The organism is Nitrospira sp. (assembly GCA_016873435.1).
Classification (GTDB): domain Bacteria; phylum Nitrospirota; class Nitrospiria; order Nitrospirales; family Nitrospiraceae; genus VGXF01.
Genome location: VGXF01000005.1, coordinates 77612 through 97238 on the forward strand (window position 1 = coordinate 77612; position 19627 = coordinate 97238).

Consider the following 19627-nt stretch of genomic DNA (forward strand, 5'->3'; position numbering starts at 1 on the left):
CCCGGCTCTTCGTGTTTTTAGGCAAGGTTTTGGGCAGCTTTGGCGAAACTAGAGCGAGACGGCGCGTCGAACAGGCTTTTAAAAATCCGGTTCACGTTTGCCGTGTGCCGGTGGTGGTCAGCTACAAAATCTTTTACTGCGGCGCCCCGTCTGACCGCGTCATAGCCCATCCGAATGGCGCAGCGGGTCATTTCATCCGAGGACTCCGGGAGCGCGTGCGTCTGCAAATCGTGAACCATCTGCAGCTTGTGCTCGACATCACGCAAAAAGATATATGCGCGCTCCAATTCCTGCCGTGCCTTGGAAGACAGCACTCGCTGCTGTCCCAGCTTCTCCAACGCACCCATCGTACTACGGTCACGAATGGCAGGGATCCGTGCGCCCAATAAAATTTGCGCCGTCTGCACAATAAACTCGATCTCGCGGATGCCGCCCTGCCCCAGTTTAACGTTCCGGCGCTTTTGACCCCGCCGGGCCATCTGCGAATCGATCATGTCCTTTACAGCCTTGACCTGCGCCAGCAGAGAGGCTGGATCGTGCCGCCTGCCGGGATCGAAAATAAACGCGTCGGCCTGCTTGAGAAATGCCTGACCGACCATTTCATCGCCGGCTACCGGCCAGGCCTTCAACAGCGCCATTCGTTCCCACTGTTCCCCCCTCATCAGATAATACTGCTCGTACCGTTTCAAGGACCGGGCCAGCTGGCCAGTCGTACCCTCAGCACGTAACCGGAGATCCACGCGAAAGACATGTCCCTCGGGAGAGGGATCGGCCAGCGCCTTGGTTACGTCACGTGCGAGACGCTCAAAATATTCTTCGTTGGAAACGGAACGAGCGCCAGAACGAGACGCCGGCACCGTGTTGCCCTCATCCGACGCATAGACGTAGAGCAAGTCCACGTCGGAACTGTAATTGAGCTCTCCTCCCCCGAGCTTCCCCATGGCAATCACGGCAAAGCCGGTGTCCACTAGGCGCCCCTGCCGATCCTTGTGCATCGGCCGTCCGAATTGCTCGCGCAACGCGGCCTCGGCAACTACATAGGCCGCCTGGATCAGCACGCACGCTAGGTCCGTCAGCGCGGCGGTCGTCTCGGGTACGTCCGCCAGCTTCAACAGATCCCGGACGCCGATGCGTAGCGTCTCCCTGCGGCAAAACCGCCGCAGCGCGTCGAGTTTCCGCTCAACCATCTTCACGTTCGCTAACATCATGCGGAGCGACGCCGCTAGCATCTCCCGCGACGGCCGTCGGGTCAGGACTTGCTGGTCTGCCAGCCAATACACCAGGAGCGGATCCCGGATCAGCGTCTGCGCCATGGCTGGGCTGCTGCCGAAGATCGCGCAGAGCAAATGCAGCATGCGAGGATGGTTACGCAGATACTCCAGCAACTGACTTCGATGCAGGCCAGCTTGCAGCATCCGCTCCCAATGGTTCAGCCCCTGATCCGGATCGGCGGTCTTTGCCAGTCCGGCCAACAGGTCACCGAGTATCGTCGCCAGCAGCTTCCGTGTCCCTGGTTCGCCAGCCATCGCCTGGAGATTAGCGTCAGCCCGCTTGACGTCCGTCACGCCGTAGGCCGTCAGCAACGCAGCTGCCTCAGTCTGTGGCAGGTCGGAGGCAAGCAGCAGTGGTGTGGGATCCGGACATGGGCGTGAAGATGTTTTGGCAGACGTGGTCGCATGTGCCATAGAGCGGCATTATACCGACGTCAGAGTCGTACAATCACGTGGACTTTCGCTATACTGAGATCATGGAAGTCCGGTCGTCATCCCAGGATGTCCTCCTCACCAAGCTTGCTGTGCTCGCCCCCGATGTTCCTCAGGACATTACGCGCGACCTACTGTCACGCATGGACGATACATATTTTACTTGCGTTACGCCGGCTGACATCGCCGAACACCTGCGGCTACTCTCGCGGCTGACACTCGATCATCCCTGCGAAATTTCCGTCACCGCACAAGGCAGCGATCTGTCACTGGTCATCGTCGCCTATGACTATTTCTCCGAGTTTGCCGCCATGGCCGGACTCCTCTCCAGCCACCGGCTCGACATTCGGGAGGGTGCACTTTACACCTTCGCTGAAGCCACCGGACCTGCTCAGCCACGTCCGACCGGACCCTGGAAACGCCCGCAGACCAGACCAGGCCTCTCACGTAAAAAGATCGTGGACGTGTTTCGCGTCCGGCCGCTTCCCGGCACGACCTTCGGTTTCCCGGAACAGCAACAGCTGCAGGACGAACTCACGCAAGTCCTGCGCCTGCTGGACGCGCGGCGCTTCACGGAGACCCGCCGCTTCGTCAACCACCGCCTGGTCGAGACGCTCGGCAAGACGCGCGGCGCCTTTCAGGGCCTGCTGGCTCCCGTGCACATTCGTTTCGACAACAAGGTCTCCCCATCCAGCACAGCCATGGACATCCGTTCAACCGATACGCCGGCCTTCCTCTACGCTTTTGCCCTGGCACTATCCATGCGCGGACTGGACATCCATCAGGCCCACTTCGAGCATATCGGCGACGAGCTGCACGACCGCTTCTTTGTCCGTGGGCGACACGGTCAGAAGGTCGAGAGCAAGACCGAGCAGCAGGAATTGCAGCTCACGGCGACTCTGGCCAAGCAATTTACCCAGCATCTGATCTGGGCCCCCGACCCCACCCGAGCACTGGAATCCTTTGATCAGTTTCTGGACCAGTTGTTTCAAGATGCAAAAGGAAAAAAGACGCTCGCTTTTCTCTCAAAAAAGACGGCGCTGCCGCTGCTGGCTAGACTGCTCGGCACAAGTGACTATCTCTGGCAGGATTTCGTACGCCGGCAGCACGCCAATCTTTTGCCGATCCTGGGTGACTACCAACGACTCCCTCTCATCCGCGCGCGCGCGCAGCTCGCGCACGCACTGGAAAAGGAGCTGGCCCGCACTCGCACCGACGACCAGCGTAGGACGGCGCTCAACGCCTTCAAGGACCGTGAGCTATTCCGCATTGACATGAAACATCTGCTGGACCGCACCACCACCCTCCAGGATTTCTCGCTGGCCTTGACCGATTTGGCTGAAACCGTTCTCGAACGTGCCGTGGCGGATTGCACCGCACGCCTGTCGCGTGAATTTGGCACCCCGCAGCTCACCGCGCGCACGCCCTGCCCCTTTGCCATCTTCGGCATGGGGAAATTTGGCGGGCGCGAGCTGGGCTATGCCTCCGACATCGAAGTGTTGTTCGTCTTCGGAGGGCCGGGACGAACGGCTGGGCAGCATCCGCTTGATCACAGCGAGTACTACGAACGGCTGGCTCAGATGCTGTTGCAGTGGATCGAAGCACGGCAGGAAGGCATCTTTCGTCTGGACGTGCGGCTTCGCCCGCACGGCGGCAAGGGCCTGCTGGCCAACACGCTGGAGGAGATTAAAAAATACTACAGTCCAACCGGACTGGGCGCTCCGTTCGAACGGCAGGCGCTCATCAAATTACGTTTTGTGTGCGGAGACCAAACCTTGGGCAGGCAGATCGAAGCCCACCGCGATACCTTTGTCTACAGTGGGCGGCCATGGGATCTACAAACTGCGCTAGCCCTGCGCCGGCAGCAGATCAAGGAATTGACGGAACAGGGGGTAGTGAACGTGAAATACAGCGCCGGTGGTATCGTGGATATTGAATACGCCGCGCAGTATCTACAAGTGATGCACGGGCACGCTGTGAAGACCCTACGTACGCCCAATACCCTGGAAGCCCTGACCGCAGCCCAACGCACCAAGTTGCTACCCGCTCGCGATACGCAGGCGCTACGTGAGGCCTACCTGTTTCTGCGGAGCGTGATTGACGCCCTCCGCATCGTGCGCGGACACGCTAAGGATCTCGTCCTCCCCGATACTGGCTCGGACGAGTTTATTTTTCTGGCGCGGAGGATGGGTTACGAGGAAGCAGACTGGAAGGCGGGCGCCGCGAAGCTTTCCGCAGACATCACCCGCCACATGGGCGAAGCGAGGAGAATTTTTTCTGCCCGTTTTAAATCCGAAGCCGACTAGGCCTTCATCTTGGCGAGAACCTTGTCCATCTCGGATGCTTCGAAAGCGCGCAGGGTTTCTGTCCGGACGCTTCCCAGCATTCCCCCGCTCAACATGATAGCGGTGGCGGTTTCCTCGTCCGGCACTTCAAACACAAACAGCCCGTCGTAGCGGCCCAACGTCCAGTAAATGCCCTTGGTCGTCCCACCGGCCTTCTTGATGGCAGCCTTAAACCGCTCGGCCCGCTTGGTTGTATCCCGCACGTTGCGGATGCCCTGATCAGTCCAGTTGAAAAGACACACGAATGTCGGCATTCGATCCCCCTTTACTGCCCGGCCACGTCAGCGTAGGCCCTGAGCAGATCCGAAACAGACAACACCCCCACGATCGTCTGATCCTCCGTCACCGCCATGTGACGAATGCCCTTCTGCTTCATCAGGGCAATCGCGGTTGCCAGCAATTCATCGTCTTCGATCGTCAACACCGGCCGGCTCATGCACTGCTTCACGATGGTCACATTGGGATCCATACCGCGGGCCACGCCACGCCGGCTTAGATCCGTGTCGGTGATGATCCCGACATAACGCCGGCCATCGTCGACAAGCAGCGAGCCCACCTTCCACTTGACGAGGAGCCGTCCGGCTTCCCTCAACGGAGCATCTTGCTGGATGCTCCGCACGTCATACGACACGTAGTCGGATACGAGGAGCTTAGACAGCGTACGCATCGTCGGCTTCGGCTTTGATTTCGATGCAGACTGCGTTATCCGCCGTGCGGCCATGAACCCTCCAAAAAACAGGGGGAGCCTACAGCACTGTCTGTCCGAGAAACAAGGGGGGGGTCAGGCCGGCTTCAACACACTCGGCGCGATAAACCCAGCCAGCGACGACCCCGCAGTTGATTCGGGCTTGACGGCCAGCGCGGTTTTTCTTGTCTCGGCGCCCCGCACGCGGTGCATCTTCTCGCGCGTGTGGTACGGCACCAGTCCCTCCAGTACAGACGGCAGCTTGTCACAGGGGACATCTTCCATGATTTTCATAGCGAGCTTAGGATCAATTCCAGACCGGCCACCGACGAAGACGTCCACCGCATCCACCACCTTGCCGTCAATCTTAGTTTTCTTCCCAAGCAGCCCAATGTCGGCCACTAGATGGTTGCCGCAGCCGGCCGGACAACCGGACCAGTGCATGGTGATGGGCTTGATTCCGCTACCCAGCTTCACCTCCAGCGCCTTGGCGGTTTCGACTGCCCGACTCTTGGTTTCGATCACGGCCAGGTTGCAGTAATCGTTCCCAACACAACTGACAAGGCCTTTATGGATCGGCGCTGGGTTGTAAGTTAGCCGCTTAACCAGCGGCTCCTCAGTCAGGTCGCTCACCAGCCGGTCCACCACATTGGGAATGATGATCGCCTGTGCCGGCGAGAGACGGACATCGCCCGTACCATATTTTTCGGCCAGTGCCGCGACCGCCACCAGGTCCTTGGCCGTGATGCGCCCGACCACCACCTTGAGCCCCACATAGTTCATCCGCGGCTGCTTTTGCCGATAGATGCCGACGTGATCCTTTTCACCTGTCTTTCTCGCGTCGGTTCCTGCCCGAGCCAACGGATGCCCGACCTTTGCCTCCACCTCGCTACGAAAACGCGCAACGCCCCAGTCATCCAGCAAAAATGCCAGCCGTGCTGCCGTGCGTGTCTCGCGCGGACCGTGATCACGATAGAGCAGCATGATCGCTCGACAGACCTCGAGCGATTCTGATGGCAGGACAAAAATATCCAGCGGGCTGGCAATCCGATAGCCGCCCGATCCGAGCTTGCCACCGGCCAGCACGTTAAAACCAGTGATTTTCGCCTCGCCTTCTCCCTGATAAGCCGGCACGAGCGCCAGATCCTGCGTCTCCATATGGAGACAGTTGTCTAAGCAACCGGTCACCGCTATGTTCACCTTGCGAGGAAGATTCGTGTACTCGCGGTTCTCCAGAATCTCCTGCGTGATCGCCTGCACAACGGAGGTGGCGTCGAGCATCTCATCCGGTGTCAAGCCGGCTACCGGACAGGTCATGACGTTCCGGACATTGTCCATGCCGGTTTGCAGCGAGGTCAGCCCGACTTCTTCGAGCTTCGCAAAGATAGCCGGCACATGCTCAATGCGAATCTGACGAAGCTGTATCTGCTGACGCGTCGTCAGATCGAGAATGCCATTGCCATATTCTTGTGCAATGCCGGCCAGCGCGCGCAATTGATACGAACCGGTCTTCCCTCCAGAAATCCGCACGCGGATCATGAAATAGCCGGGCGTCAGATTGCGCAGGAATAGGCCGTACCACTTTAGCCGCTGAATGTCCTCTTCCGAGATGGACTCCCAGCCTGTCGTAGCGTACCCCGCGATGGACGCTTTCACATCCAGTCCATCACATTCGGTTTTGAGCGCTTCAATCTTGTTCACGGCGTTGCCTGTTACGAATAGGCCCGTTCGTTATGCTGACTCAGATCCAAGCCCATGGATTCCTGCTCGGGTGCAACCCGAAGCCCCACGAACCGATCAATCAATTTCAGCAGCACCCAGGTCATGGCTCCAGAGAACAGGACCACTACAATGACCGCTACCGCCTGTACTATCAAAAAGTGTGTGTTACCGGCCAGCAGCCCATCTGCCCCCCCTGGATTGACCGCTTTGGATGCGAACAACCCGGTCGCCAGTACGCCAAAGACACCGCCCACACCGTGAATGCCGACGACGTCCAGCGAGTCATCATAGCCCCACCGCCCCTTTTTAATGATTGCGATGTAGGACAGCCCACCCGCCATCAGCCCGATCGCCATGGCGGCAAACGGCCCCACGTAGCCAGCGCTCGGCGTAACCATCGCAAGCCCGGCAATGACGCCGCTGGCCAGCCCCAATACAGTCGGCGTGCCGCGATGCACCCATTCAACCGTCATCCAGGCCAGCCCGGCCGTGACCGCGGCCGTATGCGTCGCAAGAAAAGCCACGACGGCAATTTGGTTGACTCCCAGGGCGCTCCCCGCGTTGAACCCGAACCAGCCGAACCAGACGAGCCCAGTTGCCAACATGACCATTGGTAGATTGTGTGGCGCCATGTAGTCCACGCCGTAGCCATGCCGCTGGCCCAGCACGTAGGCACAGACCAGGGCGGCTGTTCCCGACGTCAGATGCACGACTACGCCACCGGCAAAGTCCAGCGCGCCCCACTGACCAAGCCAGCCGCCACCCCACATCCAGTGCGCCACCGGGCAATACACCAAGACGAACCAGAGCCCTGAAAAAAGCATCATGGAGCCAAATTTTATCCGTTCGGCAAAAGCCCCGGTGATGAGCGCCGGCGTGATGGCCGCGAACATCATTTGGAAAATCATGAACACCTGATGTGGAATCGTCGGCCCGTAGGACGAATGCGGCGAGAAGCCGACGTCGCGCAGGCCCGCCCATTCCAGTCCGCCGATCACACCCCATTTGTCGGGTCCGAACGCCAGACTATAGCCAAATAGAATCCAAAGCACGCTGATCAGACACAGGATGGCAACACTGTGCATGATCGTGCCCAACACGTTCTTCCGGCGAACGAGACCGCCGTAGAACAGCGCGAGTCCAGGCACGATCATCGTCAGCACCAGCGCCGAAGCAATCAGCACCCAGGCGGTGTCGGCAGCATCAACCTTGGGCATTGATTCTGCACCTTGGGCCAGTGCATCACCGGCCATGGTAATGACGGCCACCGCTCCCGCCCCTCCTGGGGCTATCCAGTTCCGCCGCATCGTTTCCTCCTCGACTTGCCCCCCGCTCAGGCCTTCGCGTGACTCGGCGCAGGTCTGTGACTCACATAGATGGCTAGTCCGGTAAAAATCATACCGCCGAGTAGATTGCCCAGCGTCACCGGAATTTGATTCCACAGCCACCAGTCCGACACAGTCACATTGGCACCCATCATCATCCCCACTGGAATGACAAACATGTTCACGACCGTGTGTTCAAAACCCTGCGAAAAAAATAGGACCACCGGCCCCCACATAGCGATGATTTTTCCGGCCAGCGAGGTCGTGGCAAAGGCCATCACGACCGCAAGGCTCACCAGCCAGTTGCAGAGAATGGCCTTGGTAAAGACCGCGATCATGCCGGCTGCCTGGAAGGCCGAATACCCCGTTGTTTTCTGCTCCGCCATTGCGACCAGCTTCTTGCCGATCGGCGACACGTCGCCGGACCAACTTGTCGTTAGTGCGATCGCCAGCAGCACGGCATAGAGTACGCTGCCCATCAGGTTACCGAGGAAGACCCACCCCCAGTTCTGAAAAACCCGACTGATCTTTGCGCCCTCCTTGCCCTCCATGGCGGCGACAGGTAGCAGCGCGAAACTTCCAGTGATCAACTCGGTGCCTAGCAGCACAACGAGACACAATCCGAACGGGAAAATCAGCGCACCTACGATCCACTGCCCCGTCTGCACGGCCGCCGTGACGGACATGCTCGTCGCCACCGCCAGGTAGGCCCCGGCCAGCATGCCCCGGACGACCAGTTGCTTCGCCGGTAAATTAACCTTAGCCGTTCCAACGGCCAGAATCTGACCCGCAATTTCAGTCGGCTTCACGCAATCCATAACGCCTCCTTCTGATTAAGTGCGGGATGCCACCGGCCACGCCGGTGGCATCCTGGATGTCGGTCGTCAGAACGTCTTGTATTCAAGCCACTTGCCGTTGAGTGTGATCTTGCAGCGGGCCTCACCCTGGCTGCCCGTCACCTTTTCCATGTCGAGTGTAAAATCAATGGCGCTCATAATGCCGTCGCCAAACATCTCGTTGGCCATCTCGCGCATTGGATCGCCGTAAACGCCGATAATTTCTAACAACCGGTACTTGAATGGATCCGTGGTGATGGGGAAATCCGTCCGCACCGGAAATTTGCTCAACGACGCCGTCGTGTCCCTGTCGAGATCGAGCAGGGTGCCGATTTTCTGTGCTTCCTGCGGCGGCAGTTTGTGGTTGCCGGACAGGGCCGCCGCGACAAAGGTCGGATTGCGGCCTACCGCCTTGGCCAGCTCGGCGATCGTGACTTTTTTCTCTAATCGCTTCGCCTTGATGATGTCGCTTGCGGCTTTCTTTCCGTTCTCGTTCATCCCGCCCTCCTGGTTGATGTGCCTGCCGGCACGGTTGACTGCCCTTGCTGACGTTGACTCGCTCTGCTGTGTGCGCAAAAAAAACGTCCCCACTCCCACACGGGAATGAGGACGTCTTTGTCCTACTTGCCGAGTGCGCACGCACCACCCGGCCCGAGACGGCACCGTCTCGTTATACAAATAAAATGGCGTCCGCCACTCTTTTCAGAATGACGGACGCCTTTGTCCGTTTCGTCTTGAAGTTGCGTGTTAGGCGCCTTTGCCTTAACACGTAACCAGGTGAACTATAGCATGCCTCTCGCTCACCGTCAACCCATCCGAAAAAAATCCCAACCGGTCTAGACGTCGTAGTACAGGAAGAACTCGTACGGATGCGGCCGTAACCGGATCGCATCCACTTCCTTCGACCGCTTGTAACCGATCCAGGCCTCGATCAGATCCTCCGTGAACACACCCCCCTTGAGAAGGAACTGATGGTCCTTCTCGAGGTTCTTGAGCGCGTCGTCGAGGCTCCCCGGCATGGTCGGCACCCGGGCCGCTTCGCGAGCCTCCAGATCGTAGAGGTCCTTCTCCATCGGCTCTCCCGGATCGATCTTATTCTGGATGCCGTCCAGTCCGGCCATCAGCATGGCCGCGAAGGCCAGGTACGGGTTCGTGGACGGATCCGGGAAACGCACCTCGATTCGCTTCGCCTTAGGGCTCGGCGAATACATCGGGATGCGGATGCCGGCCGAGCGGTTGCGGCTCGAGTAGGCCAGCATCACCGGCGCCTCGAAGCCCGGGGTCAGCCGCTTGTACGAGTTGACCGTCGGATTGGTGATCGCCGCCAGTGCCGGTGCGTGCTTTAGAATACCGCCGATGTAATAGAGACACATCTGCGACATGCCGGCATATTCTTTCCCGGCAAACAGCGGCTTGCCCTCCTTCCAGATACTCTGATGCGTATGCATGCCGGACCCGTTGTCACCAAACAACGGCTTCGGCATGAAGGTCACGGTCTTGTGATGACGCCGGGCCACGTTCTTAACGATGTACTTATACATCATCATCTTGTCAGCCATGACGACCAGCGAATCGAACCGAAGGTCGATTTCGGCCTGCCCTGCCGTCGCCACCTCGTGGTGATGCTTCTCGACAGCAATACCCGCCTTCTGCATCTCCAGTACCATTTCGCTACGGATGTCCTGCTGCGTGTCCGTCGGCGGCACCGGGAAGTAGCCCTCCTTGTGCCGAATTTTGTTGCCGAGGTTGACGCCCTCTTGGCCCGCGTTCCAGATCCCCTCCTCGGAATCCAGGAAGTAGTAGCCGCTGTGGCTCGTCTGGTCGAACCGGGCGTGGTCGAAGATGAAGAATTCGGCTTCCGGGCCCCAGTAGGAGATGTCGCCGATCTTCGTCCTCTTAAGATATTTCTCCGCCTTCTGCGCGATGAAGCGCGGGTCACGCTCGTAGATCTCGCGCGTGATCGGATCCATCACGTTACCGACCAGGCTCAGCGTCGGCACAGCCGTGAAGGGGTCCATACACGCTGTAGCCGGATCCGGCACGACCAGCATGTCGCTGTTATTGATCGCCTTCCAGCCGCGGATGGACGAGCCGTCCAGGCCGGAGCCATCCTTGAAGGTACCTTCGTTGAGTTCTTCGATCGGGATCGTGAAATGCTGCCAGGTGCCCGGCAAATCCACGAATTTCAGGTCGACGACCTGTGCCTTGTTTTTGTTTGCGTACTCGAGTACCTCACGCGGAGTCATCCCTACCTCCTCCTTTTCAAGCAGCCCGATTAAAAATTGATAATGGCGCTATGGTCTTGCGCCTGTTTGCACCGCCACTTGTCCTGCTGCAAACCGATCCACCTCGCCCTTGATGGTGGCGCGAATTGCCTCCAGCCAGGCCGGGTCCGTCACCTTCCCCCCTTTCGAATCCGTTACATAAAATACGTCCGCCACCTGGTCCAGCCGCGTCGAAATGCGGGCTGCCTGCACGGAGAGCCCTAGCGTGAAAATAGCCCGCGTGATGATGTAGAGCAGGCCCTGGCGGTCTTCCGCAAACACATCGATGATCGTGGCGCGCTCGGACGTCTCGTTGTCCATCTGTACTTCGGTCGTCTGCCGCTCACCCGGCAAACGGCGCTGATGATCTAGCCGGTGATGGCGTTCGATCATCCGCTCAACCGACTCCTCGCCTAGCAATACGCTCCGGATGGCTCGGCCGATCTCTTCGAGCCGGTCGGCTGGTGGCCGGCCAGCGTAGTCTGGATCCGTCACCCGGAACGTGTCCACCACAATATCGTCATGACGAGTCACGATCTGCGCGTCAAGAATGTGCAGCCCTCGTGCCGCCAGCACACCGGCTATTTTCGAAAAAATGCCCGGCAATATATCGTTACGCGTGATAACCGCATATTCGCAGGTACCCAATTCCGCATTGAACGTCGCCTCTACACGCGCATCTCGCGACGTCAGCCGCTGAATAGCTGTTAGGTGCCCAGCAATGCGGTCCGGCAACGTACCATACAAGTGGCGCAGAGGAAACTGCTCCAGCTGGCTCTGCACCCAGGTGGCCTCCGGATGCTCCGGCATCGCCGCAGTCACATCGCGCACCAACTGCGCCATCCGTTCGGCGCCCCAGGCCGCATCTCGCCCACCCGATACTTCCGGCAGCGTGTGCAGATAGAGCTCAACCAGCAGCGATTCCTTCCACTTCGTCAGGACACCGGGCCCGACCGCCGCGATGTCGGCGGCCGTGAGCACCAGGAATTTCTTGAGCACGGCGGGAGTGCCGACTGCCCGAGCGAAGGTCATAAGTACCTTGCCGTCGTAGGGATCGCGCCGGAGCGCCGTGTGCGCCATGAGCAGATGCTTGTGCACGAGAAAGACTAGCGTTCGCGTGTCCTGCTCGCTGAATCTGAGACGAACCGCCGCTTCTTCCGCAAGCCGCTTACCCACTTCACTGTGGTCTTCTTCCCGCCCCTTACCCAGATCGTGCAGCAGAACCGCCAGGTGCAAAAGGTCCTTACGCGTGATTGCACGATAGACCTGCCCAATGACGCCCTGATCCTGCGCGAAGGACTCCGCCTTGCCCACAGCCAGTAGGCTGTGCTCGTCCACCGTGTACTTGTGGTACTGGTTGAACTGCATCAGGCCACGCACGGTTGCGAAGGCCGGGATCAGCCGTTCCAGCAGATGTGCGCGATGCATGGCGTCGAGCGTCACTGCCGTCCGGGGACCGGTTAAAATACTGAGAAACCGCGCACTGACCTCCGGCGAATCGAAGACGCTCAGCGGCAATGTTTCGATGTGCCGGTGAACCTCCTCGAGTAATGCCGGATCGATGCTCAGCGCCCTCGCACGCGCCAGATCGAACAACTGCAGCAGCAGGGCCGGGCTGCCGAGCACGCGGGCCCGCTCCTCAACCGGCACAGTCAGTACAGTCCCCTGCACGGCGAAATGCTTCTCCAGGCGCGGCGCTGGCAGCAGCCGCATCAGGCGGGTCCACAGCGAGACCGTCCGGCACCGCGCGACAAATCGCATCATCCGCTCGTGCAAGCCCATGGTATGGCGGTAATAGACCTGCATGAACTGCTCAACGGCCAGCAGATGCGGGCGGTCCTGGTAGCCGAACTTCTGCGCGAGCCACACCTGCTCTTCGAAGGTCAGGATCTCCTGAGCCGACCCAGCATGCACGTGCATCAGCGCGCGCACCCGCCAGAGAAAATCACGAGCCTCAGTCAGCGCTCGATAGTCCTGACGTGACAGAAAGCCGTGGTCCGCCAATTTACGGATTGTCCCCGCCCCGTAGCGGGCCATACCGATCCACTGGAGAACGTGCAGATCACGAAGACCGCCCTTGCTCTTCTTCACATTCGGCTCAAGGAGATAGATTGTCTCGCCGAATTTCTCATACTCGCGACGCCGCTCGTCTAACTTTTGATCAATAAAACGGTCTGCGTCTTTCCCGACCACCCGCTTAGCGTAGCGGTCATGAAATCGCTGAAAGAGTTCCGTGCTGCCAGCGAGGAACCGCGCCTCCATCATGGAGGTGCAAATCGTTAAATCCTCTGCGGCTAGATCGAGGCATTCCTGAATTGTCCGGACGCTGTGGCCAACCTGAAATCCCGCGTCCCAGAGTGGATGCAGGACGGTTTTCACCAGCTCAGGCACCATCGCCTGGGCTTCCGACTGAAACAGCACCATGAGATCAATATCCGAATGAGGCGCCAGCTCACGCCGGCCATAACCGCCGAGCGCGACCAGGCAGCAGGATTGGCTCGCTGTGATTTCGGCCGCCTCGCCCAATTGACGAAGCCCATTTCGGTACCGCCCAATAATGAGCCCGTCAATCAACTCCGTGAGCGCCTCCATGGCTTCGGCTCCGGAAGCCCCAGCTAGCACACGCTGGACGATCATCTCCCGGCGTTCAGTGAGTGCGGAGTTCAGGACATCGCCCGTCGCAGATCGCGCAGTACTCACAAAGAGCTTTCTCCGGACTCCCCGGTCCTGATGCGAACGGCCGAACTTAGATCCCGCACGAAAATCTTTCCGTCCCCGATGCTGCCGGTCTTGGCCGCACGCATGATCGTCTCCAGCACTTTTGGAACCTGCGCGTCTGGAATTGCGACCTCGATCTTGATCTTGGGTACGAACTCGATTGTGTACTCTGTGCCGCGATAGGTCTCCTTGTGACCCTTCTGTCGGCCAAAGCCCTTGACCTCCGTCACAGTCATACCCTGGATGCCAATTTCGAGTAGGGCGTCCTTCACTTCGTCTAATTTGAATGGCTTGATGATGGCTTCAACAAGTTTCATATGAGTCTCCCTGATCCATCAGGCTTACGAGTACGCACGCTCATTGTGCTGGCTGAGATCCAATCCCGTAGCCTCTTCCTCTGGTGACACACGGAGCTTGATCATGCCATCCAACACTTTCAGAATTATGTAGGTGCCGACAAAAGCAAAGACGGCTGCCACGACGGCAGCCAGCATCTGCGTGCCGATCTGTCCCGGATTGCCGAAAAACAACCCATTGGGACCGGCCGGATTGACGGCGCTCGACGCGAACAGACCGACACCTACCATGCCGACTACCCCTCCGACAGCGTGCAATCCCACAACATCCAACGTGTCATCATAGCCAAACTTGCCCTTCCAGACAATGGCCAGATAGGCGAGCGGTCCAGCAGTGGCACCGATCAGCGCTGCCGACATCGGCCCAAGAAATCCTGCGCCAGCCGTGACAGAGGCCATCCCGGCAACTGCTCCGCTAGCCACCCCCAGCACAGTCGGCTTGCCCCGATGCGACCATTCGACGGCCATCCATGAAAGGGCTGACGCTGCCGCAGCAATGTGTGTAGCAACCACGGCCCCGGCCGCCACGCTGTTGGCGCCCCGCGCGCTGCCGCCGTTGAATCCAAACCAGCCGAACCAGAGCAGCCCCGTGCCAGCCAGCACCAAAGGAAGATTGTGCGGTGCCATATAATCCGTCCGCCAACCGCGCCGTTTGCCCACGACAAGCGCGCAGGCCAGCGCCGAGGCACCCGAACTCAGATGGACGACCGTGCCGCCGGCAAAATCCACCGCGCCGAGCTTGCTGAGCCATCCTCCGCCCCACATCCAATGCGCAAGCGGTGCATACACAACCAGTGACCAAGCCATCACAAACCAGATCAGCGCGCTGAACCGAATTCGTTCCGCAACGGCGCCGACGATCAGCGCCGACGTGAAGGCCGCAAAGAATAATTGAAAGATCATGAACGCCAGGTGCGGCACGGTCGGCGCATAGGCAGCATGCGGCGCCGTACTGACGCCGCTGAGAAAGGCCCAGTCCAGCCCGCCGATGACGCCCCCCTTGTCCGGCGCGAAGACAAGGCTGTACCCGCACAGCACCCAGAGCAGGCTCACCACGCACAGAGTCAAAAAGCTGTGCATCATAGTGCCCAGCACGTTTTTGCTCCGCACCATACCCCCGTAGAACAGTGCCAGCCCTGGCACGACCATTGCCACAACCAGCGCCGAGGCCGTTAGCATCCAGGCCGTGTCGCCGCTGTCAATGCGAGGGGCTGCCACCACATTCTCCGCCCAGGCGGACGTACTTCCGGACAACAGAACTACCACCCACGTCGCATGCATCGCTCGTGTCCATATCACGTTCATTATGCTGCCTCCTGACGGTCAGATGTTGCGGTACCGGTTAGTAATCGGCATCCGGCGATCCTTACCAAACGCCCGATGCGTAATCTTGATACCAACCGGCGCCTGGCGGCGTTTGTATTCGCTCCGGTCCACCATCGTGATGACCCGCGCCACCGTCTCACGGTCGAATCCCATTTCGACAATTTCGTCCGGCGCCCGATCCTCCTCCACGTAAGCCTTGAGGATCGGATCGAGGATCGCGTAGGGCGGTAGCGTATCCTCGTCTGTCTGATTCGGCTTCAGCTCAGCCGTCGGAGCCCGATCGAAAATCCGTTTGGGAATGACCGGCTCGCGGCCCCGCTTGTTGCGCAGCCGCGCCAGCTCATAGACCATTGTCTTCGGTACATCCTTGATGACGGCGAACCCGCCGGCCATGTCGCCGTAGAGCGTAGCATAGCCGACGCTCATCTCACTTTTATTCCCGGTCGTTAGGACCAAATGCCCGAACTTGTTGGAGAAGGCCATAAGAAGATTACCGCGAATCCGGGCCTGAAGATTTTCCTCTGTACTATCAGGCGGGCGACCAGCAAAGGCCGGTGCCAACTCCCGATTGTAGGTTTCGAACGTCTTCGTGATTGGGATGGTCTGAACGGAAATGTGCAGACGCCGCCCCAGTTCCTTGGTATCCTCCCCACTCTCCCGCGACGTGTAGGGCGAGGGCATGAAGAGGCCCATAACATTGTGTGCCCCCAGCGCATCCACGGCTACGGCTGCCGTAAGGGCCGAATCGATGCCCCCACTTAAACCAATGACGACCTGCTTAAATCCGTTCTTACCCACGTAGTCCTGAACGCCCAGGACCAGCGCGCGATAGACTTCCTCCAGCGGATCCAACGGAGCCGCACTGACCGGCACCAGCCGCGCGCGCCTTACACCGTGCAGCGCACCCGACACCACCACACGCTCGACACTCACCCGCGACCGCCCCGCCAGTTTTTTCCGACCATGCGCGAGCCTGGCCCGTGCCGCCGCGACAATATTGAGATCGGTGACCAGCAGATCTTCCTCGAATGCCTTCCCGAGAATAATCACCTCGCCCGCCTGGTCGAGCACAAGGCTGTTGCCATCGAACACGAGTTCGTCCTGCCCGCCGACCATGTTCGTGTAGGACACGATGACACCGTTTTCCCGTGCGCGGGTGGCCAGCATCTGCTCGCGCAAGCGGCTCTTCCCCACGTGAAACGGCGAAGCATTGATGTTCACAATCACTTCTGCGCCAGCCATTGACTGCGTCCGCGTCGGTCCCTCCGGGTACCAGATGTCCTCGCAAATGTTCACCCCGAAGGTAACGCCGCCCAGCACCACTACGGGAATCCGTCCGCCCGGATGGAAATAGCGGCTTTCATCGAAGACGCCGTAGTTCGGCAGATAGCGTTTGGCATAGGTGGCCACGATCCGTCCGCCGGCAATCACTACCGCTGCATTGGACAACTCGTGCCGGCCGGCCGCAACCACCGTGGGGCGATCCGTCTGCGTATCCGACAACGCATCATCTCCGACATATCCAACGACAACAGCCAGTCCGCGGCTCTGGCGGACAATCTCTTGTAACGCCCGCCGGTTCTCAGCCAGAAATCGGGGCTTCAACAGGAGATCCTCCGGCGGATAGCCGGTGATGGCCAATTCGGGAAAAGCCACCAGGTCGGCACCAGCCTTCTTTGCTTCCCGCAGCCAGGCAGTGATCTTTCGGACGTTCCCGTCCAAGTCACCAACCGTCGGGTTCATCTGGGCCATGGCAAGACGAAATGGTCGCATAGATAAAAAAAAACGCCCTCAATCCCGCCAGGGAAGGAGGACGTCAGCGTCCAGGTTCAAGCCGAGCGTACTGTGCGGCCTGACTTTCGGAGACTTCATTGTCTCCATACATTCAGTGATGCGCCGTGTATAGCATCCGCCTTCCGACAGTGTCAACGCAATTATCTGGCGCGCTCCTCGATTTGCCCAGCCAGGAGAATGGCTTCAGCGATTTCCCGCATGGATTTGCGCATATCCATGCTCTGCCGTTGAATAAGCCGAAACGCCTCCTCCTCTGACAGCTTCTTTGATCGCATCAAAGACCCCTTTGCCTGCTCGACCAGCTTGCGCACTGCAAGAGCCTCCTGCATTTCGAAGGATTTTTCCAGCAGCGTCGTGTGCTCGATCGCGATAGCCGCCTGATTGGCGATAGCCTGCATCAGCTTGACCTCCTCGGTCGAGAATTGATGCGGCTTAGACGTGTAGCTGTTGATCACACCGACCGCCTTGTCGCGAACGAGCATGGGCACCGACAACAGTGCGCAGAGCCCTTCTTTTTTGGCCATGTCAGGGTACATGTAGTCCCGGTCGTGCGTGACGTCCTGCACGATCATTGGGCGCCGCTCCTGCACCGCCCGCCCGCTGATGCTCTGCCCGATCTTCAAATTCGGCTTCAATCGGTACTGCTCGCTCAGGCTCTGCGTGGCCACGATCCGGAGTTCCCCCGTTGGCTGATCCAACAGCATGATCGAGCAAATTTTCGAATTCATCATCTGCGCAGTCATCGTGACGATCAACTGCAAAATGTCATCAATCAGACGATTGGACGTGACCGTCTCCGACACTTGCGAGAGCGTCTCGATCTGGTGAGCCTTCCGCATAGTCTCAGCATAAAGCCGGGCATTTTCGATCGCTCCGCCGACCTGGCCAGCGATCGTAGATATAAGCGCCAGTTTGTCCGGACGGTACCGGCGGGGACGTTTATGCTGGACATTGATGACGCCGACGACTTCGTTTTTCGCCAGGATCGGTACAGAGACGAACGCCTGGTAGCGGTCCTCCGGAAGATCGTGAAAGAACTTGAATCGGGGATCGTCGCTGGCGTTACTGGGGATGACCACGCGCATCCGCTCCCGCGCCACCCAGCCGGTAATGCCTTCGCCCATCCCGATCGTGATGCGGCCGATCAACTTGGGATGGGGATTCTTGGATGCCCGCAGGCTCAGCTCATCACGACTATCGGACAATAAATAAAGCAGGCAGGCATCGGCCCTCGTAACCTCGACGACGATATCCACGATGTGCTTGAGCACCGCCTCCAAATCCAGCGTGCCGCTGATGGAGTCGGTGATATGGTGCAGGACGTCCACCTCGCGGGTTTTTTCCCGCAGGGCCTGCTCCATCTGTTGTACGGACGGGCGCGACTTGGTTTCCTTGGCCATGGCTATGCGCGCCCCCTGCTCGCGCGCACCTGCCGCAGCGACGGGGAAGCCTTCCGTGACGGCAGACTGCGAAACCATTGCTCGCAGGCCTCACGCTCAAGCGGTCGAATGACCACCCGCCCAATCCGTTCGGGAAATACGCAGTGGACCTGCCCGTGGACCGTTTTCTTATCGTGCAGCATGGCCTTCCAGAAATTCGTGAACGTGCAGGGCGGCATCGCACCAGGCAGGCCGGCGCGACGGACCAGCTCACGCTGACGGTCGACGACATCCGGCGAGCAAAGACCGAGGTGCCGAGACAAATCGGCCTCCTGCACCAGCCCCATCGCAATCGCCTCGCCGTGAATCCACTTGCGATACCTGCCCAATGACTCCAGCGCGTGCCCGATCGTATGGCCGTAATTCAACACGCGTCGCAGACCGGATTCCCGCTCGTCTTTCCCAACCACGTCGGCCTTGATTTCGCAGGACCGGACAATCGCCCAGCTCGCCAGCTCCATGTCCAGCTTGACCAGCCGGTCCATCGAGCGTTCCAGTTCAGCACAAAACGATTCATCGGCAATCACGCCGTATTTGATCACTTCGGCCAGTCCTGCCGTCCATTCCCGTGGTGGCAGCGTGCGGAGCGTCTCCGGATCGATCAGCACCAGCCGGGGCTGATAGAACGTCCCAATAAGATTTTTTCCAAGCGGATGGTTCACGCCGGTTTTGCCGCCGACGCTCGAATCCACCTGTGCCACCAGGGTCGTCGGCACCTGCACGAAGGGTATACCACGCAGATGGATCGAGGCGGCAAACCCGGTCAGGTCTCCGATGACACCCCCTCCCAGTGCCACAAGGAGTGATTGGCGCTCGAAGCGGGCCTTAATCAGCGCATCGAGGATGGTGGTGACAGACGATAGCGACTTGGATCGCTCCCCCTCAGGGATCACAATGGTGACGGGATCAAACCCAGAGGACTTGAGCGAATGCAGGATCGTTTTTGAGTAGAGCCGTCCGATGACCGGATTGGTCACGATTCCAACTTTCCCGCAAAATCCGAGCGCGGCCAGGTGCGCACCGATCTCGCCAAGCGAGCCCGGCTTGATCAGAATGTCATAGCTGCGGTCGGCCAGCGAGACGGTTACACGGCGTACGTCGCCTAAAGACACCG

General features: G+C 59.4%; 15 protein-coding genes. 1 reads left to right on the forward strand and 14 read right to left on the reverse strand.

All coding sequences use genetic code 11. The annotated features are described in order from the left end of the window. Positions 1-17 precede the first annotated feature (17 nt). Positions 18-1685 carry a hypothetical protein gene (locus tag FJ248_04765; GenBank protein MBM4120194.1) on the reverse strand — a complete coding sequence of 556 codons (1668 nt, stop codon included), beginning with the start codon at positions 1683-1685 and terminating at the stop codon, positions 18-20. Between the two features lie 38 nt (positions 1686-1723). Here FJ248_04765 and FJ248_04770 point away from each other — a divergent pair, with 38 nt between their 5' ends. Next, positions 1724-4009, forward strand: a complete 2286-nt coding sequence (locus FJ248_04770; protein ID MBM4120195.1) for a hypothetical protein — start codon at positions 1724-1726, stop codon at positions 4007-4009. On the opposite strand, the gene FJ248_04775 is transcribed toward FJ248_04770, so the two are convergent. The 13 genes from FJ248_04775 to FJ248_04835 all read right to left on the reverse strand — a co-directional run bounded on the left by FJ248_04775 (position 4006) and on the right by FJ248_04835 (position 19625). Further along, positions 4006-4302 carry a GYD domain-containing protein gene (locus FJ248_04775; protein ID MBM4120196.1) on the reverse strand — a complete coding sequence of 99 codons (297 nt, stop codon included), beginning with the start codon at positions 4300-4302 and terminating at the stop codon, positions 4006-4008. The genes FJ248_04770 and FJ248_04775 overlap by 4 nt on opposite strands. An 11-nt stretch (positions 4303-4313) precedes the next feature. After that, complete coding sequence (locus FJ248_04780; protein ID MBM4120197.1) at positions 4314-4769, reverse strand: CBS domain-containing protein; 456 nt, start codon at positions 4767-4769, stop codon at positions 4314-4316. 60 nt (positions 4770-4829) lie between these two features. After that, positions 4830-6434 carry a ferredoxin--nitrite reductase gene (locus tag FJ248_04785; protein ID MBM4120198.1) on the reverse strand — a complete coding sequence of 535 codons (1605 nt, stop codon included), beginning with the start codon at positions 6432-6434 and terminating at the stop codon, positions 4830-4832. A gap of 11 nt (positions 6435-6445) precedes the next feature. Continuing rightward, a complete protein-coding gene (locus tag FJ248_04790; GenBank protein MBM4120199.1) occupies positions 6446-7672 on the reverse strand; it encodes an ammonium transporter in 1227 nt (408 codons plus the stop codon). 116 nt (positions 7673-7788) lie between these two features. Next, positions 7789-8598 carry a formate/nitrite transporter family protein gene (locus FJ248_04795; GenBank protein MBM4120200.1) on the reverse strand — a complete coding sequence of 270 codons (810 nt, stop codon included), beginning with the start codon at positions 8596-8598 and terminating at the stop codon, positions 7789-7791. Positions 8599-8664: 66 nt separating this feature from the next. Further along, positions 8665-9114 (reverse strand): cyanase, encoded by a 450-nt coding sequence (cynS, locus tag FJ248_04800; protein MBM4120201.1) that lies wholly within the window; start codon positions 9112-9114, stop codon positions 8665-8667. A gap of 338 nt (positions 9115-9452) precedes the next feature. Then, the gene (gene glnA, locus FJ248_04805; GenBank protein ID MBM4120202.1) at positions 9453-10862 is read right to left on the reverse strand and encodes a type I glutamate--ammonia ligase; all 1410 of its coding nucleotides are present in this window, start codon (positions 10860-10862) and stop codon (positions 9453-9455) included. Between the two features lie 48 nt (positions 10863-10910). Further along, positions 10911-13517: a [protein-PII] uridylyltransferase gene (gene glnD / locus FJ248_04810; GenBank protein MBM4120203.1), complete on the reverse strand. Its 2607-nt coding sequence runs from the start codon at positions 13515-13517 to the stop codon at positions 10911-10913. A gap of 59 nt (positions 13518-13576) precedes the next feature. Further along, positions 13577-13915 carry a P-II family nitrogen regulator gene (locus tag FJ248_04815; GenBank protein ID MBM4120204.1) on the reverse strand — a complete coding sequence of 113 codons (339 nt, stop codon included), beginning with the start codon at positions 13913-13915 and terminating at the stop codon, positions 13577-13579. Positions 13916-13939: 24 nt separating this feature from the next. Continuing rightward, positions 13940-15157 (reverse strand): ammonium transporter, encoded by a 1218-nt coding sequence (locus FJ248_04820; GenBank protein ID MBM4120205.1) that lies wholly within the window; start codon positions 15155-15157, stop codon positions 13940-13942. 120 nt (positions 15158-15277) lie between these two features. Next, positions 15278-17053, reverse strand: coding sequence for an NAD+ synthase (locus tag FJ248_04825; GenBank protein MBM4120206.1), 1776 nt, complete (start codon positions 17051-17053; stop codon positions 15278-15280). Positions 17054-17214: 161 nt separating this feature from the next. Then, positions 17215-18552 (reverse strand): GAF domain-containing protein, encoded by a 1338-nt coding sequence (locus FJ248_04830; GenBank protein ID MBM4120207.1) that lies wholly within the window; start codon positions 18550-18552, stop codon positions 17215-17217. Continuing rightward, the gene (locus FJ248_04835) at positions 18477-19625 is read right to left on the reverse strand and encodes a 3-dehydroquinate synthase (protein MBM4120208.1); all 1149 of its coding nucleotides are present in this window, start codon (positions 19623-19625) and stop codon (positions 18477-18479) included. Before FJ248_04835 ends, FJ248_04830 begins: the two co-directional genes overlap by 76 nt. Between the last annotated feature and the right edge of the window lie 2 nt (positions 19626-19627).